The sequence below is a fragment of the Streptomyces sp. NPDC127038 genome, from assembly GCF_042725875.1.
Classification (GTDB): domain Bacteria; phylum Actinomycetota; class Actinomycetes; order Streptomycetales; family Streptomycetaceae; genus Streptomyces.
In genome coordinates, this window is sequence record NZ_JBHXDQ010000038.1 from 28,438 (window position 1) to 50,693 (window position 22,256).

A 22,256-nucleotide genomic window follows, 5' to 3' on the forward strand; every position below is an offset into this window, starting at 1 on the left:
CGGGGCCCCCGGCCGCACCGGGCCGCCCCCACCCCCGTGTAGCCAACCGGGGCGCCTTTTGGCGCCGCGGTTCTACGCGCGTTACGGAACGCAGAGTGAAGCTCACCCTTGATTGACGCCGCAGGTCCCGCGTCCGGCACTTCCGTGGCCGGCGGCTCCGTGGCCGCTGCCTCCGCGGCGGGCACTTCGCCGTCCGGCACTTCGCCGTCCGGCACCTCCGTGGCCGGCACATCCGTGGCCGGCACATCGCCGTCCGGCCCTCGTGCGGCCGACCCTCGTGCGGCCGACCCTCGTGCGGCCGACCCTCGTGCGGCCGGCCCGGCCGGGTCGGACCGCGGTCACGGCGGTCAGCCCGCGATCAGGTGGTCGAACTCGCCGTCCTTGATGCCCAGGAGCATGGCTTCGATCTCGGCGCGCGTGTAGACGAGCGCGGGCCCCTCGGGGAACCGCGAGTTCCGCACGGCCACGTCACCGCCGGGCAGCCGCGCGAACTCCACGCAGGAACCCTGTGAGTTGCTGTGCCGGCTCTTCTGCCAGGCGACGCCGTCGAGCTCGGTCGCAGCCATGCCGTTGTACACGAATTCAGCCATACCGTCGTACACGTCATCCACGTCGAACACGTCGTGGTCCACAGGTCGCTCCCCGGTCGTGCAGTGGCTGAGGTGGCCATAGATGCAGTAGTCAACTGACTCGGATCATAGCTCTGTTCATGTGCAGATGCATGGGCAGATGCACGTGCACGCGGGGTGGTCCTGCGGTTACAGCTTTTACCGGCCCTTGACTACCGGCTGTCGTCCGCCCGACTACGGCCCGCGCCTCACCGGAGTCCGGTACGGCCCGTGTCCGGTCAAGCGCGTTCCCCGGAAATCGCGTCACATGCGATTCCCGCCCCCCGTACATGATCTTCCGCGCCAGCATCCGTGCGGGATCGTCCGGATCGGATCCCGCGTGTACTAGGAAGAGACGCATACCGCGCCCTTACTGTTCCAGGGTTCACCTAATGGTCCGGTCAGCGGATCGCCGCGTGCGCCCGCCGGGTCGGCGGACCTCGGCGTCCGCCGGGGCCCGCGGGCGAGAACGAGCACGTCAGCGGCACCGGAGGGTTTACGCCCCGGCCGGGTGAGCACCCGTGAGCAACCGCACCCCGGATCCCCGACGGTCTCCTTCGGCCCTCCTGATAGCTTGCTGCGATCGTTCGGGCGACCCGCATCCATCCCACCCTTGGGGGCTTCAGTGACCACGGCGACCTTCCCGTCCCGCCACGCGCGCACAGCGGCCGCGACCGCCGGACTGGCGGCGGCGCTCGTGCTGACCGGCTGCAGCAGCGGGAGCGACGGGTCCGGGACCCCCTCGGCGAGCCCGAGCGCGTCCGCGACGGACGGCGCCGGTACGGGCGGCGGCTCCGGCGCTCCCTCGGCCGGCGGCGGCAAGCTCCAGGGCAGCTGGCTCACCACGGCGGGCGGCAAGGCCGTGGTCCTCATGATCAACGGCAAGCAGGCGGGCCTGTTCGCCACCGGTGGCACCGTGTGCAGCGGCACCGAGTCCGACGAGGCGGGCATGCAGATGATCCGTCTCGCCTGCACCGACGGCAGCAAGAAGCGGGCCGTCGGCATGGTCGACTCGGTCAGCGGTACGAGTCTGACGGTCACCTGGTCGGGCGGCCTCGGCAAGGAGACGTACACCAAGAGCGTGGGCGGGAAGCTGCCCACGGGGCTGCCGACGGCGAGCCTCGGCTCCTGACCCACCGGCCCGGCACCCGCCCGGCCCGGCTCCGGATCACCGGCCCGCCCGGCCTTCGGGGCACCTGGTCGGGCGGCCTCCGGACCACCCGGTCACCCGCTCTCGAACCCGTGGCGTCGCGTCGGCCCATTCCGGCACGGCGGGAACGTCCGCGGACAAGGGCGGGAACGTCCGCGGACAATATCGGGCGATACCGGTCCCGTGGGGGTGAACCGCCGGGGGTGGGCAACCTCGGTGGGCCGGAGTGCGTGATGATCCATGCACATCGTCACGACTCCCAGGGGAACCCATGCGCGCTCTGCCCATCGCCGTCACCGTCCTCGCGGCGGCCCTCTCCCTGACCTCCTGCGGCGGCGGCTCCGGCAGCACCGGCACGTCGGGGAAGTCGGGTGACGCCTCCGGCTCGGCGAAGAAGGCCAGCGCCGCGGCCTGCGCGATCGGCGACACCGGGATCCAGGTCGGTCCCGCGAACGCCGCCACGGCCGCCGGGGACACGGGGAACGTCCCGGTCACCCTCACCAACAAGGGCGCCCGGTGCACCCTGGAGGGCTTCCCCGGGCTCACCGTGGCGGCGGGCGGGGTCTCCGCGGCGATCCCGGCGGACAAGTCCGCGGCACCGGAGGCGCTGACCCTGGCCAAGGGCGACACCGCGTCCTTCACCATCACCTACGTCCGGGGCGCGGAGGGCGACGCGAAGACCCTCGCCGCGAAGACGCTGAAGATCGCCCTGCCCGGCGCCGCCACCACGCAGAGCTTCCCCTGGTCGTACGGCCCGCTCGCCGGCAAGGGATCGGCGAGCGAGCCGAACGCCTCCGTGACGGCGTTCCAGCCCGCGGGCGACTGACCGGACCCGCCGAGCGCCCGACCGGACCCGCCCGGAGACCGACCGCGTCCACCGAGCGGCTGACCGCGTCCACACCGGGAGACCGACCCTGCCCGCCGGTCGGCTGAGCGCGTCCGCCGGGCGACTGACGGCATCCGCCGGGCGGCCGTCGACGGCGGCAGTGCGGGCCGGGCGGCCGAGTGGCGCCTCCGTACCGGCGCCGCGTTCCCGCGAAGACGGGCGCCCGCTCCCGCCGGAGCCTCGGCCCTACGGGAGCGGGCGCCGGCCCCGGACCTGCGCACGGTCCGCCGCCGCCGCGCCCTCGTGCCACCCCGCCTCGTCGGTGACCCCGCGCATCCGTGTGGTCACCGTCTCCGGGAACATCCGGTCCAGATGGTCGGCGACCGCCACGTCACGGGCGGCCAGGACCGGCAGCAGCTCCCCCTCCGTGGCCGTCACCTGCTCCTCGGCGACCGACGCGAGCCGGTCGCCGATCCGGTGCGCGTACGCGGCCAGGAACGACTGCCGGAAGGTCTTCGTGCGCTTGCGGCCGCCCGCCCGCTGCGCCGCCTCCGCCTTCGTCATCGCCGCCGTGGCCTGGACGAGGAGCGAGGTGTAGAGGAGCTCGACCGCCTCCAGATCGGCTTCGAAGCCGACGACGGTCGAGAAGCAGAGGGCGTCGTTCCACACGGCCCGGCAGCGGTTCGCCCCGGCGACCGCGTCCAGGAGCACCGCCTTGGCCGTCTCGTACGGCGGCTCGACGCCGACCCGGCAGGCACCGGGCGCGTTCTTCGCGTGCGTCCGGGCCGCGAGCAGGGCCTCGTCGATGCTGTGCCGGGCCATCAGTTCCTGCGCCTTGGCACTGAGCGCCTCCGCCTCCTCCGGGAACCCGGTCGCCTCCGCCTTGGCGAGCAGGGCGCGGATACGGGTGAGCATCCGCGTCTCCTGCGGTGCGGAGGCCGTGACCGGTGCCGTGGGCGGGTCGAGCGGCTCGATGGAGGGGAGGCGCAGGAGCAGACGGTAGAGCTCCAGGGTCGCGGTGGCGCGCGAGAACCGGTCGGTCCGTACGTCGTGCGGCTCGGCCCCCAGCTCCTCCAGCTGGGCGGCCCAGCGGGCACCCCGGGGCACGTGCTCGCCCTCCGCCTCCGTGAGGATCGAGGAGATCAGCAGGCGTACGTGTACGTCGTCCAGGTCGCGCCGCACGATCCGTACGACGTCCGCGGGCTGCCAGCCGCGCCGCCAGGCCGCCGCGACGAACTCCGCACCGCGCCGGGCGAGTTCGGCGTCGGAGGCCGGGTCCGCCGCGAGCACGGAGGCTCCGGTGTCGAGGGCCGCGTCGGACTCGGCGTAGAGGGCGGCCGCGAAGGCGCGCTCCACGGTGCTGGACGTACTCATCCCCCGATCGTGTCACGGGCGGGGCGGGGGTCCGCGTACGCCCCGGGCCGGGGCCGTTCGCTCGTCCACACCCTGTGGACAAAGGGCGGGCCGAGACTTTCGCACTGTCAACATCGGGTTGACACCTGGCGACTGTCAACCTAACGTTGACACATGACGACGAACTCACCAGGCAAGGCGTCCGTGCGTCTCGACGACCTCATCGAGGCCATCAAGAAGGTGCACACCGACGCGCTCGACCAGCTCCAGGACGCGGTCATCGCGGCGGATCACCTGGGCGACGTGGCCGACCATCTGATCGGGCACTTCGTTGACCAGGCCCGCCGTTCGGGAGCGTCCTGGACCGATATCGGCAGGAGCATGGGCGTCACCCGGCAGGCGGCGCAGAAGCGGTTCGTGCCGAAGGCGGAGACGGACCTGGACCCCAGCCAGGGGTTCGGCCGCTACACCCCCCGCGCGCGGAGCGTGGTCATGGCCGCGCACACCGAGGCGAAGACCGCCGGAAACACGGAGGGACTGCCCGAGCACCTCGTCCTCGGCCTCCTCTTCGAGGACGAGGGGCTCGCCTCGAAGGCGATCACCGCGCAGGGCGTGACCCTGGACGCCGTGCGCGAGGCCGCCCTCGCCGCCCTGCCGCCCGCCGCCGACGAGGTCCCCGAGCTGATCCCGTACGGACCTGCCGCCAAGAAGGTCCTGGAGCTCACCTTCCGCGAGGCCCTCCGCCTCGGCCACAACTACGTGGGCACCGAGCACATCCTGCTCGCCCTGCTGGAGTTCGAGAACGGCGAGGGCGTTCTCAGCGGCCTCGGCATCGACAAGCCGGCGACGGAGGCCTACATCGCGCGCGTGCTGGAGATCATCGCGGGACCGGGACAGCAGGAGGAGCAGAAGGAGCAGTAGGACCCGGCGGACCAAGCCGGGGGTCCGGACCCGTCCGGACCCCCGGGACAGCGCCCGGTCTTCCTCCCTCCCGGCGTGCTCGCGGCCGTTGTCAGACCCTCCTGCGAGACTCGGAAGCATGACCGAGCGCTGGGCTCTCGCGCCGGCCGAGGACGGCGGTGTCGAGATCGCCGCCCTCGGCCCGGACGGGCTGCCCGCCGGGGAGGTCCGCCGGGAGGCGGACCTCGCGGAGGCCGTACGCACCCGGCCGGACGTGAGCCGGTGGGTGTGGCGGTCGACGGCCGACGTCTATCCGCGTCTGCTCGCCACGGGGGTGCGAGTGGAGCGGTGTTACGACGTGGAGGCCGCCGAGACCCTGCTGCTCGGACACGAGGGGCGGCTCGGCGAGCCCCGGTCGGCGGCCGCCGCGCTGGCGAGACTGCGCGGCGGCCCCGTGCCGCCGGACCCGCCACAGCGTTCCGCCGAACCCGGTTCGCATTCCTCCCTCTTCGAACCCTCCCCGGTGCGTCTGCCGCTGGCGGATCTCCTCGCGGTCTACGCCGACCAGCAGCGCCGCCACGACGCCACCGCGCACCCGGAACGGATGCGGCTGCTCACGGCCGCCGAGTCCGCGGGGATGCTGGTCGCCGCCGAGATGAACCGGACGGGGCTGCCGTGGAGCGCGGGCGTCCACCGTGACGTGCTGCACGAGCTGCTCGGCGACCGGTACACCGGGGGCGGTGAGCCCCGGCGGCTGGCCGAGCTCACCGAGGAGGTGTCCGCCGCCTTCGGGAGACGGGTCAGACCCGATCTGCCGGCCGACGTCGTCAAGGCGTTCGCGCAGGCCGGGATCAAGGTCAGATCCACCCGGCGGTGGGAGATCGAGTCGATCGGCCATCCCGCCGTGAAACCGCTGCTCGAATACAAGAAGCTGTACCGCATCTGGGTCGCCCACGGCTGGTCCTGGCTCCAGGACTGGGTGCGCGACGGACGGTTCCGGCCCGAGTACCTGCCGGGCGGGACCGTCACCGGACGCTGGGTGACCAACGGCGGCGGCGCGCTCCAGATCCCCAAGGTGATCCGGCGTGCCGTGGTCGCCGATCCCGGCTGGCGGCTGGTCGTCGCCGACGCCGACCAGATGGAGCCGCGTGTCCTCGCGGCCATCTCCCGCGACCCCGGCCTCATGGAGGTCGCCGGCCGGGAGAGCGACCTCTACCAGTCCGTGTCGGACCGGGCGTTCTCCGGCGACCGGGCCCAGGCCAAACTCGCCGTGCTCGGCGCCGTCTACGGCCAGACGTCCGGCGACGGCCTGAAGAACCTCGCGCTGCTGCGCCGCCGGTTCCCCAAGGCCGTGGCCTACGTCGACGACGCGGCCCGGGCCGGCGAGGAAGGGCGCCTGGTGCGGACCTGGCTGGGGCGGACCTGTCCTCCGGCTGCCGGCGCGGGCGACGGGGAGGAGGCGGGCATCCCGCAGGACGAGCCCGCCGACACCGGCGGCGACCAGGGCTGGGTTCCGGGCTACGCGTCCTCCGACTCCCGCGCCCGAGGCAGGTTCGCGCGCAACTTCGTCGTCCAGGGCAGCGCCGCCGACTGGGCCCTGCTGGTGCTGGCGGCACTGCGCCGCACCTGCTCCGGGCTCGCCGCCGAGCTGGTCTTCTTCCAGCACGACGAGGTGATCGTGCACTGTCCCGCCGAGGAGGCGGACACCGTGGTGGCCGCCATCCGTGACGCGGCCGAACTCGCGGGCCGCCTCACCTTCGGAGAGACACCGGTGCGCTTCCCGTTCACGACGGCGGTCGTCCAGTGCTACGCCGACGCGAAATGAGCCGCCCGGCCTTCGGGCCGTCGGGCCGACGGCGGAGCTACGGAGCCAGCAGCTCCCGCAGTTCGCCGGTCACCGGGCTGTCCGTGTCCTCCAGGGCCTCCAGGGCGGACATCCACTCCTGGCGGGCCGCTTCGAGGTCGCCGCGTTCCTCCAGCAGCAGGCCCGCCTGGTGACGGGCGAGGCCTCCGGTGTAGCGGTCGGCGCGCCGGTCGGCACGGCACCGCAGCAGCTCGCACTCGCGCGCGGCCCGCTCCCCCTGCCCCACCCCGCGCAGCGCCCGCACCAGACCGAGCCTGGTCTGCGACTCGCCGTGCCAGTCGCCGTGGCCGCCGAGAATGCGCAGACTCTCCTCGAAGTGCGGTACGGCGGCGGCCGGTTCGCCGAGCGTCAGATGGGCGTAGCCGATGTTGCAGTGCGCGGAGTGCCGGATGATCACGTCCTGCACGGCGTCGCCGATGGCGAGACTGCGCTTGTGGTGATCGATGGCGGCCCTCGGGTCGGTGTGCTCGTACAGGTTGCCGAGGTGGCTGTAGGTGATGGCCTCCATGTGCGGGTCGCCCAACTCCCTTGAGAACTGGAGACTCTGGAGGAGCGCCTCACCGGACTCGGCGTGACGGCCGAGGGATTCGAGGAGCATGCCCCGGTTGTTCAGGGCCCGCCGCTGGCAGGAGCGCACCCCGAGGCGGCTCCAGATCGCGAGCGCGTCGTCGTTCAGGGTCAGGGCCTCGCCCACCCGGCCCGTCATGAAGTGCAGTCCGCCGAGGTCACCGAGCGCGTACGCCTCGGCCGCCTCGTCCCCGAGCAGGCGGGCCGCCGCGAGGGCCGCCCGCTGAAGGACCTCCAGCTCGGCGACCCGGCCGCTTCGCTGGACGTACGGGTTGAGCAGGCGGGCCAGCAGCGGGAAGTACGGGGAGGCGTACGCGTGACGTTCCGCCAGCGCGACCACGTTCGCCAGCTCCGTGTCACCCCAGGTGAAGGCCTCCCGCGCGGAACGGAACGGGGGTGTGGCCGCGACGTCCGCCGCGTGGTCCGAGGGCTGCGAGGCGGTCGGCCGGCCGCGGTCCTCGCGGTCGAGGCCGGGTTCGAGGATCGCCTCCATGGAGCGGGCGGCGACACCGGCGTACCAGCGCAGGGCGTTCTCGGCGACCGCCGTGTCATGGCCGGACGGCACTGCACCGGCCTGGGCGTCGTCGCCGTCCGTGGTGCCCGCCCCGGCGCGCGCGGCCGCCGTCGCGAGGGAGCACTCCGCGGCGCCCGCGATCTCCCGGGCGAAGTCCCGTACGAGGTCGTGCGGCGCGTACCGCCCGTACGCGGTCTCCTCCAGGAGGGCGACATCGACCAGGCGGTCGAGCGCGGCCTCGGCGCGGCGCTCGTCGGTGCCGGTGAGACGGGCGACGAGGACGGCTCCGTACGCGGGCAGGTCCAGCGCGCCGATCCGGCACAGGGCGAGTGCCGCGTCCCGGTCGGCCTCCCGCTCGGAGGCGCGCAGCGCGTCGTGCGCGACGGCGAGCGAACGGCGCACGCTCAGGTCGTCGTACTCCAGGTGGTGCAACCGCCCTTCGGTGGCGGCCAGTTGACCGGCGAGGACGTCGGGGGTCAGGGCGCGGCGGGCGGCGAGGCGGGCCGCGACGACCCGGAGGGCGAGCGGCAGCCCGCCGGTGAGCCCGACGAGGGGGTGGCCTCCGTCGAGCCCGTCCCGGCGGCCGGAGACCGCGCGGAGCAGGGCCGCGCTGTCCTCGTCCGTCAGCGGCGCGAGCGGGAAGCGGTCGGCGCCGTCCAGGGCCGCGAGCGGCGAGCGGCTGGTCACGATCACCGCGCAGCCCGGGCCGGCCGGCAGCAGCGGGCGCACCTGGGCGGCGTGCGCCGCGTCGTCCAGCACCATCAGGGTGCGGGTGGGCGCGAGCATCGAACGGAGCAACGCCGCCGCCGCGTCCGGGTGTTCGGGGATGCGGCGGGGTTCCGCCCCCAGGTCGCGCAGCAGAGCGGCGAGTGCCTGGCCCGCGGTGAGCGGGGTCATGCCGGGGGTGGCTCCGTGCAGGTTCACGTAGAGCTGGCCGTCGGTGAATCGTTCCCTCAGTCCGTGGGCGACATGGAGCGCGAGCGCGCTCTTGCCGACGCCGGCCATCCCGCTGATCACCGCGACGCGGGGCATGCCGGTCGCGGCGCCGCCGTCGTGGGGCCGGGCGTACGGGTCGCTCCGGGCGGGGTCGGTCGCTCCGGTGGCCGTCCGTCCGGTCGCCGCACCGGCCGTCGGCCCGGTGGTCGCCTCGCTCGCCGCACCGGTCGTCGTGGCACGGTCGGGCCCGGTGGACGCGTCCCCGGACGCCCGGTCGCCGGGGCCGTCCTCCGGGCGGGCCGCTTCCTCCGGGTTCAGGATCCGCAGCAGCCGGTCGCGGACGTCCTCTCGTCCGGTGAAGTGTGCGGGGGGCGGCGGGAGTTGGGCGGGCCTGGGCGGTGCGGTGGCGTCCCGCCCGGCGCGGTCGGAACCGACGGCGGGGTCCGCCGACTCGACGTCCTCGTCCGGACCGCCGTCCCCGTCCCTGCGGTCCCGCCCGCCCCGGCCACGCTCTCCATCACGACCTACGTTCCCGTCCCGCTCGGCGTTCCCGTCGCGGCGCACGCTCCCGCCCCGCGCGGCGTTCCCGTCCGGCCCGGCGTTCCCGTCGCGGCGCACGTTCCCGCCCGGCCCGGCATCCCCGTCGCGGCCCACGTTCCCGTCCCGCCCGGCGTGCGCGTCCCGGCCTTCGTTGCCGTCGCGGGCCGTGGTGTCGTCCTGGCCGGTGTCGGCCTCTCGGCCGAAGTCCGTGTCCCGGTCGGCGTTCCCGGCCCGGTCAGCGCTGTGGTGGCGGCCGATGGTGCGGTCCTGACCCGCGTTCCCGCCCCACGGGGAGATGCCGTCGCGGTCACCGCCGCTGCCCCTGTCGCCGACGCGGTCCTGGCCTGAACCGCCGTCCCGCCCCGCGTTCCCGGCAAGACGGGAGATTCCCTCGCCGTCAGCGCCGCTGCCCCTGCCGCCGGCGCGGTCCTGGCCGGAACCGCCGTCGCGACCGGCGCCGTCACGGTGACCTCCACCGTCCCGACGGCCGGTGCCGTCGCGGTCCCTGTCCCTGTCCCCGTCGCCGGTGCCGTCCCGGCCCACGCTCCCCTGTCCACGGCCGTTCTCGCCGGCCCGGCCCGCGTTCCCGGCACGGCCGACACCGCCGTACCCGTCACCGTTCCCGTTCCCGCCCTCGCCCTCGCCCCCGTCGACGAAGCCGGCCCGGCCGACACTCCCGTCCGGGACAGCCCCCTCGTAGCGACGGCCGTAGCCGTCCCCGGACTCGGCCCTGTCTCCCGGGCCGCCCGAGCCCCTCGGGCCCCTCGCCGACCCGCGTCGGTCGCCGCCCTTCCTGCGGTCCTCTCCCCTGCCCGGAATCCAGCCCGTCCCCGGGCCGGCGGTCCCGCCGGAGCGGGGCTCGGCCGGGTCCCGGTCGTCGGCGCGGAGGATCTCCAGGTGGGCCCTGCGCACGGCCGGACCCGGCTCGACACCGAGTTCGTCGAGCAGGCGGGCCCGCAGGTCACGGTGGACGGCGAGCGCCTCGGCCTGGCGTCCGGCGCGGTGCAGGGCGAGCATCAGGAGCCGGTGGAACGACTCGCGGAGCGGATGCTCGGCGGTGCGGGCGGCCAGTTCCGGCGCCAGCCGGTCCAGCCGGGAGCCCGTCGGGTCCAGGCCGAGCTCCGCCTCGTACCCCCACTCCAGAACGAGCAGCCGTGCCTCCTCCAGCCGCTGGACGAGTGCGTGTCCGCCGGTCTCCGGCGGCAGGCCGGCGAGCGGGGCGCCCCGCCACAGCGCGAGCGCGGCGGTGGACTCGTGCAGCGCCCGCTCCCAGTCGCGTTCGGCGTGCGCGTCGCGCGCGAGGGCGGCGTGCCCCTCGAAGACGCGGACGTCCAACTCGCCCTCGGCGACCCGCAGGACGTACCCCGGCGGTACCGCCCGCAGACGTTCCGGATCGTCGAGGAGCCGGCGCAGCCGGGTCACGTGGTTCTGGAGGGACGCCTGGGCGGAGGCGGGCGGCGCCCCGCCCCACAGCGCGTCCTTGAGCGCGTCGACGGAGACGACCCGGCCCGGTTCGAGGAGCAGCGCGGCCAGCAGGGCACGCGTCTTGCGGCTGCCGATCGAGCCGACCTCGCCATGGGCGTCGTACAGGACCGGCGGCCCCAGCAGTCCGAACCGCAGCCCGTTCCGCATCTCGCCGCCCCACGCCTTTCCGCCCGGCCCGTACCGGCCGCGCACCTCGGCGGTTTCGCGCCCGCAAGGACGGGTTCACGCCGGTCAAGTGATCGTTCCCGAGGGAACCGTTGGCCTCATGTTAGCGATCCGTTGGCGTGGCCTGATGTGATCATTCCATCGGATCTGGCCCGACGGTGCGCGCGTACTACGCGTAACTCGGGGGAGTGTCGCCGCCGCGGCCGGATCCGGGGACGTGAGAGGCCCCGGTCGTCGAGGTGATCGACCGGGGCCTCCGTCCGTCCTGGGCCCTCGTACGGGATCCCCGTACGAGGTTCAGATGACCGGCGGGCGGCCGAGACGCGTGAGCCGCCAGACCGTCCGCCACCGCATCGGGCGCCGCTCCCCGCCGGACCGCCGCAGCCCCTCCGCGAATCCGCCGAACCAGGCCCGCAGCCCGCCGACCGACCGCGTCCGCAGCAGCGTGAGCACGATCCAGATGCCCAGGTGCACGGGGATCAGCGCCAGGGGAAGCCGGCGGCGGGTGAGCCAGACCCGGTTGCGGGCGGTCACGCGGTAGTAGATGGCGTGCCGGGCCGGCGAGGTCTTCGGGTGCTGGAGGAGCAGCTCCGGCTCGTACAGCACGGTCCAGCCGGCGTCGATCGCGCGCCAGGCGAGGTCGGTCTCCTCGTGCGCGAAGAAGAACTCGGCGGGCCAGTCCCCGGTCTCGGCGAGCATCGGCATGGACAGGGCGTGCCCGCCCCCGAGGAATCCGGTGACCGGTCCCCCGCGCATCGGGTCCTTGGCCCCGACCCTCGGCACGTGGCGGCGCTGCGTCTCGCCGTTCTCGTCGGCGATGCGGAAGCCGACGATGCCGAGCCGCGGCCGGGAGGCGTACAGGTCGCGGACCTTGCGCAGCACGTCGGCGTCGACGAGGAGCCCGTCGTCGTCGAGCTCGACGACCACGTCCACGTCCCCGAACTCACGCAGCCGGCTCAGGCCCACGTTCCGGCCACCGGGGCAGCCGAGGTTGTCGTCCACCTCGATCGTCGTCACCTCGCCCGGCAGACCGAGGCGTTCGGCGAACTCGGGCAGCGGGCAGCCGTTGCCGATGATCACGATCCGGGCCGGCGCCACGTCCTGCTTGGCCACGGAGGTGAGCAGCGCGTCGACCTCGACGGGCCGGTTGCCCATGGTCACGACGGCAACGGCGATCCGTGGCCCCTCCTCCGCGTGTGACACGACACCCACCCCATCCCGGCCGACAACTGTGCCGCGATGCTAGTCGTTCACCGGGACGCCCCCTCAAGTACTCCCTCGGGTACACGGATACGTCAGCCGTACGTACGTCCTGGTCTGCGGTCATACGTCCGCGATCAGGCGCCCCGGTTCTCCCCGCGGTTCGCCCCGCGGTTCTCCCTGCGACGGACGAATTTCAGGCCCGACCAGTCCTCTCCCAGCGCCGCCACCTTCACGTCGACGACCCCGAGGGGCAGGAAGAGGTCCCGCAGATCGTTCTCGGTGATGTCGCTGCGGTGCCCGGCCGCGCGACGGGGCCAGGCGATCCACAGCGGGGCCGCGTCGGACAGGTCCGCGGCCAGCCCGGCCGCCCGCGCGGCCAGGTCGGCGCGCTCGCGGAAGAAGGCGACGGTGACGTCTGCTCCCTCCGGCCCGCCCTCCCCGATCTCGCAGCCCTCGGGCAGGCCGGGAATCTCCCAGTCGGGCGGCCCGTCGACCAGCCGCACCCGGTGCCCCGCCTTGATGCCGATCTTCCGGGCCAGCGGGGTACCGGAGTACCCGCCGCCCGCCGCGCCCGTTCCCGTCATCCCCGCAGGATGACACCGCGCGGCCCGGCCCGCCCCCGTACACCCGACCGGCGCACCCGGAGCCGTTCGACTACCGGTTGTCGGCGAGCGGGTTCATGCTGGTGGGAGCGGCCCGGCTCCCCGGGCGTCCCCGGTGAAACCGCGGGACGTCCAGGCTCCCGGGCCGGGGACAGCGCGCGCCCGGTCCACCCCGGCGGGCGCCACCAGGTTCCGGAGGGCGCCATGAGCTCACCATCCGTACCGCCGCCCGCACCCCTGCCTCCGCTGGGCCCCGGCACCACGGACAAGGGCCTCAAGGGGGGCGCCCTGGGCCTGTTCTCCAGCACGGTGATCGGGCTGGCCTCTACGGCGCCCGCCTACAGCCTCGCGGCGACCCTCGGGGTCATCGTCGGGATCGTGGGTTTCCAGTCGCCGATCGTGGTCATCATGGCGTTCATCCCGATGTTCCTGATCGCCTACGGCTACAAGGAACTGAACCGGGCCGACCCCGACTGCGGCACCACGTTCACCTGGGCGGCCCGCGCCTTCGGTCCCCGTACCGGCTGGCTGGGCGGCTGGGGCATCGTCGCGGCCGACATCATCGTCATGGCCAATCTGGCGCAGATCGCCGGTGCGTACGGCTTCCAGCTCATCGGCGCGGACGGGCTGGCGCAGAACACCTTCTGGGTCACCTTCGTGGGCGTCCTGTGGATCGCCCTGATGACCCTGATCTGCTACATCGGCATCGAACTCTCGGCCAATCTCCAGAAGGCGCTGCTCACCATCGAGATCGTGGTGCTGTTCCTGCTGGCGATCACCGCGCTGGTCAAGGTGTACGGCGGGACGGCGCCGGGTTCCTCCTCGGAGATCTCGTGGTCCTGGTTCAACCCGTTCGAGATCAACTCGTTCGACGACCTGACCAAGAGCATCCTCGCCGGCGTGTTCATCTACTGGGGCTGGGACACCGCGGTGTCCGTGAACGAGGAGACCGTCGACCGCGACCGCACGCCCGGCCGCGCGGCCGTCATCTCGACCGTCATCCTGCTGCTCGTCTACGTCCTGGTCACCACGTCCGCGCAGGCCTTCGCCGGAGTCGGCGACAAGGGCGTCGGCCTGGCCAACCCGGACAACTCCGGAGACGTCCTCTCCAGTCTCGGCGCCGAGGTCTTCGGCACCGGGGGCTGGGGCACGGTCGCCACCAAGCTCCTGATCGTCATGGTCCTCACCTCCGCCGCGGCCTCCACCCAGACGACGATCCTCCCGACGGCCCGCACCACCCTGTCCATGGCGGCGTTCAAGGCCATCCCGCAGCGCTTCGCCCGCATCCACCCCCGGTTCCTGACGCCGACCTGGTCCACCGTGGGCATGGGCCTGGCCTCGATCGTCTTCTACGTGATCCTGACCCGGGTGAGCGAGAACGTCCTGGCCGACTCCATCGGCTCGGTCGGGCTGATGATCGCCTTCTACTACGGGCTCACGGGCTTCGCCTGCGTCTGGTACTACCGCAAGGTCCTCACCCGCAGCCCCCGCGACCTGTGGACCCGCGGGATCATGCCGGGCCTGGGCGGTCTGATGCTGCTCTACTTCTTCGTCAACGCCTGCATCGTGTACGCCGCCGCCGACTACGGCAGCACCTCGTGGACCCTGCCGTTCCCGCCGCACCGGCAGCTCGGCGGCGTCTTCGTCACCGGCGTCGGCGCGCTTCTCCTCGGGGCGGTGCTGATGTTCGCGTACAGCGCGTTCCGCCCGTCCTACTTCCACAAGGAGACGATCCCCGTCTCGTCCCACGACCCGAGCGGCCACTGAGGGACGGAGCGATGGCCGGCGCCGCGGGACACGGCGCCGGCCGGCGTCGGCGCTCACCTACGGCGTGGGGATCTCCCTGACGAGGCGCGAGCTCCAGTCGCACCAGACGAGACCGGGCAGGAAGGCTCCGCCGGCCTCGTCGAGGTGCTCTTCGACGTACGGGATGGTCGCGTCACAGACTTCGATCGCATGATCGAAGAACTGCGTGGTGTCGGGGTTGGTGTGGTAGCTCCAGCGCGGGTTGTAGGGAGCCGTCCGCTTCACGATGCGGGCGAGCAGATGGGGACGGTCGGTGGTCTCCCCGCTGACGAGTTCCCGGGCGTGCTCGATGTCCGCGGGCTCGGTCAGCTTGACGACGAACTGCTCATGCGTGACGTCGGTCATCACGAAGTACGCGGGCTGCTCGGCGGCCACGTGGCCGGGCGAACTACTGAGGGTGTCGGCCTGGGTGGGCTGTGCCGTGGCGAAGGCCAGCACGCAGACGGCGGCCAGACCGGCCGCCCTGGTGAGCACGCGTCGCATGGGGTTCTCTCCTCGGTTACGGGCGTCGTGCACGTCACGACTAGTCACCGGGCATATTCAATCAGTCACGATGCGTAATCACGCCGAGGTCGCGACGCGCGTCGCGGAGAGTGAGGACCGTACGAATGCCGTGACCCATGACCACGACGGGTCGGAACCGGAAGCCCGGCACCGCCGAGCCGCTCGCACCCACGCCAGCCACGGGATCCGAATCCTGATCCGGTAAAAGCAAAAGCCCCAGGTCACGGCGAGTGAGTCCTGGGGCTTCGCTGGAGCCGCCTTCGGGATTCGAACCCGAGACCTACGCATTACGAGTGCGTTGCTCTGGCCATCTGAGCTAAGGCGGCGCGCTGTCCACACCTATGGTGCGATCAGCAACGTCGGTAAGTCTACACAGTTTCCCGGGGTGCTCCGTACACGCCCCGGGGCGGGGGTTCCGCGGGTGCCCGGCAGGGCTATGAGCAGCGCTTTCCCTTCTCCGGAGGGGTGCCCTGGAGGAGGTAGCGGTTGATCGCGGAGTCGATGCAGGTGCTGCCTCGCCCGTACGCGGTGTGGCCGTCGCCCACGTACGTCAGGAGGGTGCCGGAGGAGAGCTGGGAGGCCAGGGACTGGGCCCAGGGGTACGGGGTCGCCGGGTCCCGGGTCGTGCCGACGACGAGGATGGGCGCCGCGCCCTTCGCCTCGATGCGGTGGGGTTCGCCGGTGTTCCTGACGGGCCAGTACGCGCAGTTGAGCGAGGCCCAGGCCAGGCCCTCGCCGAACACGGGGGACGCCTTCTCGAAGGCGGGGAGCGACTGTTCCACCTGGCCCGGGCCGGAGAAGGCGGGCGGCAGGTCGAGGCAGTTCACGGCGGCGTTGGCGGACATCAGGTTCGCGTACCGGCCGTCGGCGTCCCGCTCGTAGTAGCTGTCGGAGAGGGCGAGCAGACCGGCGCCGTCGTTCTTCTTCATCGCGGACGTGAGCGCGTCCCGCAGCTGCGGCCACGACGACTCGTCGTACATCGCCGCGATGACCCCGGTCGTCGCGAGCGCCTCCCCGAGTTTGCGGCCGTCCGGGTCGCCCGTCGGGATCGGTTCCTTGTCCAGCTGCTGGAAGAACGCCTTCAGGTTCCGGCCCACCTCGTCCGGGCCGGTCCCGGCGTCGCCCAGCGGGCAGTCGGTGTGCCGCACGCAGTCCTTCGCGAAGGACTGGAACGCCGTCTCGAACCCCGCCGTCTGCTCCTCGTTGAGCTTGCGGGAGTCCAGGGACGGGTCGAGGGCCCCGTCCAGCACCAGCCGGCCCACCCGGTCCGGGTAGAGGCCCGCGTACGTCGCCCCGAGGAACGTCCCGTACGAGGCCCCCACGTACGTCAGCTTCTGGTCGCCGAGCACCGCCCGCAGGATGTCCATGTCACGGGCCGCCTCGACCGTGGAGACGTGCCGCAGCAGCTCGGGCGAGTGCGCGCCGCAGCCCTCGGCGAACTTCTTGTACGCCTCGACGAGCTGGTCGGTCTCCCGGCCGTTGTCCGGTGTGGTGTCCGTCTGCGTGAACGCGTCCATCGCGCGGCCGTTGAGGCACTCGACGGGCTCGCTGCGGGCCACTCCGCGCGGGTCGACGGCGACCATGTCGTAGCGGGCGCGGACGTCCGCCGGGTAGCCGATTCCGGCGTACTCCTGGAGGTAGCCAACCGCCGAACCGCCCGGCCCTCCCGGGTTGACGAGCAGCGAACCGAGCCGTTTGCCGGGTCCGGTGGCCTTCTTGCGGGAGACCGCCAGCCTGACGTCGCCGGCGCCCGGCTTGTCGTAGTCGAGCGGCGCCTTCATCGTGGCGCACTCGAAGCCGGGGACACCGCAGCTGCGCCAGTTCAGCTTCTGCCCGTAGTACGGCGCCAGCGCCGAGGGCGTGGCCCGCGGCAGCGCGGTGAGCACCGCTTCGCTCGTCGCGGCCGTCGTCGTCGAACTCCCCGACGAGGAGCAGGCGGAGATGAGCAGCGCCGCGGCGGCCAGCAGCACGCCGCTCGCACGGAGGGGTCGGATCGGCCGTGTGGTGCGCCTCATGTGCATCCCGCGAGCCTAACCTTGCGTGACGGATCGATCACCTTCAGTCGGGTAACCGGCTCGTACGAGTGACCCGGTCAACCGGCCGGTCACCGTGACCGTCGCGGCACCCGGTCAAGGGGCCGCGCGGTGGCCCAGAGGCTGCGACGGGGCGCGTCAGCCCGCGCGGAGCGCCATCGTCATCGCCTCCACCGCGAGCAGCGGGGCGACGTTGCGGTCGAGCGCCTCACGGCACGCGGCGATCGCGTCGATACGGCGCAGCGTCGACTCCGGCGAGCTGCCGCGGGCCAGCCGCTCCAGGGCGTCCCCTGCCTCCACGTTGGCGATGGCCAGACGGGAGCCGAGCTGGAGGGCGAGCACGTCGCGGTAGAAGCCGGTGAGGTCGATCAGGGCCAGATCCAGGCTGTCGCGCTGCGTACGCGTTCTTCGGCGTTTCTGCCGGTCCTCAAGCTCCTTCATGACGCCCGCGGTGCCCCGGGGCATCCGGCCGCCCTGAGCCGCGCCGAGCGCCGTCTTCAGCTCCTCGGTCTCCTTGACGTCGACCTCCTCGGCGAGCTGCTTCGCGTCCTCCGCCGCCGTGTCGATCAGCTCCTGGGCGGCCTTGAGGCAGCCGCCGACGTCGTCGACCCGCAGCGGGAGCTTGAGGACGGCGGCGCGGCGCTGACGGGCGCTGGGGTCCGTCGCGAGACGGCGGGCGCGCCCGATGTGGCCCTGCGTCGCCCGCGCGGCGGCCGCGGCGACGTCGGGTTCGATGCCGTCGCGGCGGATCAGGATGTCGGCGACGGCCTCCACCGGAGGGGTGCGCAGGGTGAGCAGGCGGCAGCGGGAGCGGATGGTGGGCAGCACGTCCTCGATGGACGGCGCGCACAGCAGCCAGACGGTGCGGGGAGCGGGCTCCTCGACCGCCTTGAGCAGGACGTTGCCCGCGCCCTCGGTGAGCCGGTCCGCGTCCTCCAGCACGATGACCTGCCAGCGCCCGCCCGCGGGGGACAGCTGGGCGCGCCGGACCAGCTCGCGGGTCTCCTTGACGCCGATGGAGAGCAGGTCGGTGCGGACGATCTCCACATCGGCGTGCGTGCCGACCATGCTCGTATGACAGCCGTCGCAGAATCCGCAGCCCGGGATCCCGCCGAGCGCGCGGTCGGGGCTCACGCACTGCAACGCGGCCGCGAACGCGCGGGCCGCCGTGGAGCGGCCCGAACCGGGCGGGCCCGTGAACAGCCAGGCGTGCGTCATCCTGGACGCCTCGGGGGGCGGGGCGCTGGTGGCGACCGCCGTGACGAGGGCGTCGGCGTCACGGGCGGCGGCGGCGAGCTGCTCGCTCACCTTCTCCTGGCCCACCAGGTCGTCCCACACAGGCATGGGTTCCGCCCTTCCGTCGCACGCGCTTTGTCTCGTGTCGTCCATTGTGCGGGTCGCCACTGACAACCGGAGCACACCGCCCGTCCTCCGCCGGACGGGCAACCGGCGACGGCATCCACATCCACCGCCGCCGGCCGCGAGCCGTCGGCCGGCACGGGGCCGCGGCGGCCGGGGCGGACCAGGGGTACCGGGTCACCGGGGTGGCCGGGGCGATCGAGCCGGCCCCGGCCGCTTCTCCCCGGCCCCGGGCCGCACTAGCGTCGCCGTCCGCCCCTGCCGCGTCCGGGGCCCTCGTCCCAGTCGTCCTCGTCCTCGCGCGGGCCCAGCAGTTCGTCCGCCAGGGTCGGGAGGTCGTCGAGCGGGGTCTCCTCGGCCCAGTCGGGGCGGGGCCTGCGGCGCGGGGCGCCCGTCTCGTCCAGCTGAGGCAGTTCCCTCGTACGGTCGGAGGGTCCCTCGGATCCCGCCGGCCGCTCGTCGCGGAAGAAGCCGCGGGGCATCCGGTCCCCGGGGTCTCCGGACGGCGCGTCGCCCCTGCCGGCCGGGCCCCGTCCCCGTACCGGAGGAAGGACGGCCGTCTCGTCGGCCGCGCCCCGGCCCGGGGAGACCGGCGGCAGCACCGCCGTCTCGTCCGCCGCCCCGCCCGGAACCGGCGGCTTCGGCAGCGTGGCCGTGTCCTCGACGTCGGCGCGGGATCCCAGGCGCTTGCCGGCACGGCGCTCGTCATGGCGTACGGGCGGGAGCACGGCGGTCTCGTCCACCGCCGCCGGGTCCTTGACGACGGGCGTGGGCAGCGTCGTCTCGTTCGCCGTCGGGTCCTTGACCACCGGCGTGGGCAGCGTCGTCTCGTTGTCCGGCACGGAAGCGGCCTTGGGCCACGAAGGCGCGGACGCCGGACGGGAAGCGGACCGGGAGGGCGACGGTGCGGAAGGCGATGCCGAGGCGGTCGGGGCCGCCGGGGTCTCGTCGGCGTCACGTCCCGTCCGGGCGGCGGACTCCGCACCCTTCGGGGCCTCGGTCCGCGGAGCCGTCCCGGCGCTCGGCGCGGCGGCTGCGGCCGAAGCCGCCGTGGCCGCCGAAGCGGCCGCGGCCTCCGCGGCGATCCGACGGGCCTCCTCCGCCCGCAGCAAGGCCTCCTCGGCCTTCCGCTGCTTCTCCAGACGGCGTTCCTCGGCCTCGGCGCGCAGCCGCGCCTCCTCCTCGGCCTGCCTGCGGGCGCGTTCCTGCTCCGCCGCACGGGCCTGTTCCTCGGCCAGGAGCCGGACCCGCTCCTCCTCGGCACGGCGGCGGGCCTCCTCGGCGCGCTGCCTGGCCTCCTCCGCCTGGCGCTCGGCCTCGCGGCGCTGGGCCTCCTCCAGCTCGCGCTGCTTGCGCTCCTCCTCCTCGGCGCGCAGCTTCGCGAGCTGTGCCTGGCGCTCGCGCTCCAGGCGCTCCTCCTCCGCCTTGCGCGCGGCCTCTTCCTCGGCCTTGCGCCTGGCTTCCTCCTCGGCCGCCCTGCGCGCCTCCTCCTGGGCCTTCACCTCGGCCTCGGACAGGGGCAGCATCACGTCGAGACGGTGCCGTACGACCGTGGTGACGGCCTCGGGCTCCTGCGCGGCGTCGACCACCAGGTAGCGGCTCGGGTCGGCGGCGGCGAGCGTCAGGAAACCGGACCGCACGCGCGCGTGGAACTCGACCGGCTCCGACTCCAGCCGGTCGGGCGCCTCGGTGAACCGCTCGCGGGCGGCCTCGGGCGACACGTCCAGCAGAACGGTCAGATGCGGTACGAGCCCGTCCGTCGCCCAGCGGTTGATGCGGGCGATCTCGGTGGGAGAGAGGTCGCGGCCCGCACCCTGGTAGGCCACGGACGAGTCGATGTAGCGGTCGGAGATGACGATGGCGCCCCGCTCCAGCGCGGGACGGACGACCGTGTCGACGTGCTCCGCGCGGTCTGCGGCGTACAGCAGGGCCTCGGCGCGGTGCGAGAGGCCCGCGGACGACACGTCGAGCAGGATCGAGCGCAGCCGCTTGCCGACCGGCGTGGCGCCCGGCTCGCGGGTGACCACGACCTCGTGGCCCTTGGCGCGGATCCAGTCGGCGAGGGCCTGCGCCTGGGTGGACTTGCCGGCTCCGTCGCCGCCCTCCAGGGCGATGAAGAAGCCGTTCGTGGCGGGCACCTGCGCCGGGTCGTCCCCGCCGCGCAGGGCGTCCAGCAGGTCCTTGCGCAGCGGCACGCCCGAACGGTCGTCGACCTTGGCTAGCACCAGGGCGGCGACGGGCAGCAGGAGCGCGCCGACCAGCATCAGGGTGAAGGCGGCACCGCCGTGCGCGAACACGAACTTGCCGTTCTCCAGCCGGTGCGGGCCGATCGCGGCGGCCACCAGCGGCGCGACGATCGCGCCGACGGCCACGAAGACCCGGACGACCGCGTGGAGGTGTTCGGTCGTGCGGGCCCGGCGGTGGTCCTCGGTCTCCTGGTCGAGCAGCGCGTGCCCGGTGTTGGCGGCGACGCCCGCGCCGACCCCGGCGAAGGCGAGGATCAGCAGCACGCTGGTGACGTCCGGGACGAGTCCCGCGGCCAGCAGGGTGATCCCGGTGAAGGCGATCGCGATCGCGAGCAGCCTGCGCCGCGACAGCGACGGAAGCAGCGAGGGAGCGGTGCGGATGCCGGCGACGACGCCGCCGGTCAGGGCCAGCACCAGCAGGCCGTACAGCACCGGTCCGCCGCCCAGGTCGATGGCGTCCAGCACGGAGACGGCGACGGCGGCGGAGATCGCCCCGGCCACGGCCGCGCAGGCCGGCACCAGGAGCGGGATCGCGCCCGTGCGGCCCTTGTCTCCGGCAGTGCCCGTCCTCGGACGGCGCAGCCCTTCGAGCGGCGACCGCGCGCGCGGTGTGCGGGCGTCGGGCAGTTCGAGGAACGTGACGACCGACAGGGAGGCCGCGAACAGTCCGGCCGCCACGTACGAGGCGAGCGCGGCCTGGTGCAGGTGGAACCAGTCGATCCCGGCGCCCAGCATGTTGCTGACCAGGGAGACGACGACCAGGGTGAGCGCCGCGAGCGGCAGCGCGACGAACGCGGTCCGCAGGGACAGGCGGCGCAGCGCGTCCATGTGGTCCGGCAGCGGGCGCACGGTGGCGCCCTCCAGGGGCGGTGAGGGCAGCAGCGCGGGCGCCGCGCTCTCCCGGCAGACCGTCCAGAACCGCTCGGCGACTCCGGCCACGAAGACGATGACCAGGACGACGGCGAGCGCGTTGTCCGGGGTCCAGTCGATGAACAGGGGCGCGACGATGAGGAGCACGGCCCGCAGGCCGTCGGCTCCGAGCATGGTCCAGCGCCGGTCGAGGGGGCCGTCGGCCGAGGTGAGCGATGTCAGGGGGCCCAGGAGCACGGCTCCGAAGAGCAGGGTCGCGAGGACTCGTGCTCCGAAGACGGCCGCCACGGCGAGGGCGGCTCCGCGGACACCGCCGCCGAAGGAGCCCTCGGAGATCGCCGCCTGGAGGGCGAGGACGACCAGGACCAGCAGGGCCAGGGCGTCCGCGACACCTCCCACGAGGTGTGCGCTCCACAGCCGTTTCAGCTGGGGTTGGCGCAGCAGGGCGCGGACGGCACGCTCGCGCGAATCCGCGACCAGGGCTTCGTCGGGGGCCCAGTTGTGGGCCGTTGGCTGCTCGGCTCGCGTCATCCTGCCAGCCTATCCGGACCCACTGACTCCCCGGAGGGGTGCCCGAACAAACGGACGCCCCCACACCAAATGGTGTAGGGGCTTCCGCTCTCTGACAGGTCCGGCCGATCCGCGACAGGTCCGGCGGATCTTCCGGGAGCACGGCCGGGGGATGACGGGCCCGGCCGGTCTCCCACGAGTCCGGCCGGTCTCCC

Annotated in this window: 14 protein-coding genes and 1 tRNA gene; 5 read left to right on the forward strand and 10 right to left on the reverse strand. The window is 73.6% G+C overall.

The window, feature by feature from the left end:
• Positions 1-347 precede the first annotated feature (347 nt).
• Positions 348-632, reverse strand: a complete 285-nt coding sequence (locus ACFWI4_RS24540; protein WP_037625978.1) for a DUF397 domain-containing protein — start codon at positions 630-632, stop codon at positions 348-350.
• Between the two features lie 601 nt (positions 633-1,233).
• Between ACFWI4_RS24540 and ACFWI4_RS24545 the strand changes: the two genes are divergently transcribed.
• A complete protein-coding gene (locus ACFWI4_RS24545; RefSeq protein WP_387199889.1) occupies positions 1,234-1,740 on the forward strand; it encodes a hypothetical protein in 507 nt (168 codons plus the stop codon).
• A gap of 289 nt (positions 1,741-2,029) precedes the next feature.
• On the forward strand, positions 2,030-2,584 hold the full coding sequence (locus tag ACFWI4_RS24550) for a DUF4232 domain-containing protein (protein WP_387199892.1): 555 nt from the start codon (positions 2,030-2,032) through the stop codon (positions 2,582-2,584).
• A 246-nt stretch (positions 2,585-2,830) separates the two neighbouring features.
• Here ACFWI4_RS24550 and ACFWI4_RS24555 read toward each other — a convergent pair whose 3' ends face one another.
• Positions 2,831-3,958 carry a DUF2786 domain-containing protein gene (locus ACFWI4_RS24555; protein WP_387199895.1) on the reverse strand — a complete coding sequence of 376 codons (1,128 nt, stop codon included), beginning with the start codon at positions 3,956-3,958 and terminating at the stop codon, positions 2,831-2,833.
• A 153-nt stretch (positions 3,959-4,111) separates the two neighbouring features.
• Here ACFWI4_RS24555 and ACFWI4_RS24560 point away from each other — a divergent pair, with 153 nt between their 5' ends.
• Together ACFWI4_RS24560 and ACFWI4_RS24565 are read left to right on the forward strand one after the other, a co-directional pair.
• The gene (locus ACFWI4_RS24560) at positions 4,112-4,858 is read left to right on the forward strand and encodes a Clp protease N-terminal domain-containing protein (protein WP_387199898.1); all 747 of its coding nucleotides are present in this window, start codon (positions 4,112-4,114) and stop codon (positions 4,856-4,858) included.
• Positions 4,859-4,976: 118 nt separating this feature from the next.
• On the forward strand, positions 4,977-6,662 hold the full coding sequence (locus tag ACFWI4_RS24565; protein WP_387199901.1) for a bifunctional 3'-5' exonuclease/DNA polymerase: 1,686 nt from the start codon (positions 4,977-4,979) through the stop codon (positions 6,660-6,662).
• A gap of 37 nt (positions 6,663-6,699) precedes the next feature.
• On the opposite strand, the gene ACFWI4_RS24570 is transcribed toward ACFWI4_RS24565, so the two are convergent.
• From ACFWI4_RS24570 to ACFWI4_RS24580, 3 genes are all read right to left on the reverse strand, one after another.
• A complete protein-coding gene (locus tag ACFWI4_RS24570; RefSeq protein WP_387199904.1) occupies positions 6,700-10,890 on the reverse strand; it encodes a BTAD domain-containing putative transcriptional regulator in 4,191 nt (1,396 codons plus the stop codon).
• A 315-nt stretch (positions 10,891-11,205) separates the two neighbouring features.
• A complete protein-coding gene (locus ACFWI4_RS24575; RefSeq protein ID WP_385398651.1) occupies positions 11,206-12,120 on the reverse strand; it encodes a glycosyltransferase family 2 protein in 915 nt (304 codons plus the stop codon).
• 125 nt (positions 12,121-12,245) lie between these two features.
• The gene (locus ACFWI4_RS24580; protein WP_387199908.1) at positions 12,246-12,695 is read right to left on the reverse strand and encodes a DUF3052 domain-containing protein; all 450 of its coding nucleotides are present in this window, start codon (positions 12,693-12,695) and stop codon (positions 12,246-12,248) included.
• Positions 12,696-12,917: 222 nt separating this feature from the next.
• On the opposite strand from ACFWI4_RS24580, the gene ACFWI4_RS24585 reads away from it, so the two are divergent.
• On the forward strand, positions 12,918-14,480 hold the full coding sequence (locus tag ACFWI4_RS24585) for an APC family permease (RefSeq protein WP_387199911.1): 1,563 nt from the start codon (positions 12,918-12,920) through the stop codon (positions 14,478-14,480).
• 57 nt (positions 14,481-14,537) lie between these two features.
• On the opposite strand, the gene ACFWI4_RS24590 is transcribed toward ACFWI4_RS24585, so the two are convergent.
• The 5 genes from ACFWI4_RS24590 to tmk all read right to left on the reverse strand — a co-directional run bounded on the left by ACFWI4_RS24590 (position 14,538) and on the right by tmk (position 22,062).
• Entirely contained in the window at positions 14,538-15,002 is a 465-nt protein-coding gene (locus ACFWI4_RS24590) for a calmodulin-binding protein (RefSeq protein ID WP_387199914.1), read from the reverse strand.
• A 270-nt stretch (positions 15,003-15,272) separates the two neighbouring features.
• Positions 15,273-15,349: transfer RNA gene (locus tag ACFWI4_RS24595), tRNA-Thr, on the reverse strand.
• Positions 15,350-15,457: 108 nt separating this feature from the next.
• The gene (locus ACFWI4_RS24600; protein WP_387199917.1) at positions 15,458-17,044 is read right to left on the reverse strand and encodes an alpha/beta hydrolase; all 1,587 of its coding nucleotides are present in this window, start codon (positions 17,042-17,044) and stop codon (positions 15,458-15,460) included.
• A gap of 150 nt (positions 17,045-17,194) precedes the next feature.
• Positions 17,195-18,400 carry a DNA polymerase III subunit delta' gene (locus ACFWI4_RS24605; protein WP_387199920.1) on the reverse strand — a complete coding sequence of 402 codons (1,206 nt, stop codon included), beginning with the start codon at positions 18,398-18,400 and terminating at the stop codon, positions 17,195-17,197.
• A gap of 254 nt (positions 18,401-18,654) precedes the next feature.
• Complete coding sequence (gene tmk / locus ACFWI4_RS24610) at positions 18,655-22,062, reverse strand: dTMP kinase (RefSeq protein WP_387199923.1); 3,408 nt, start codon at positions 22,060-22,062, stop codon at positions 18,655-18,657.
• Positions 22,063-22,256 lie beyond the last annotated feature (194 nt).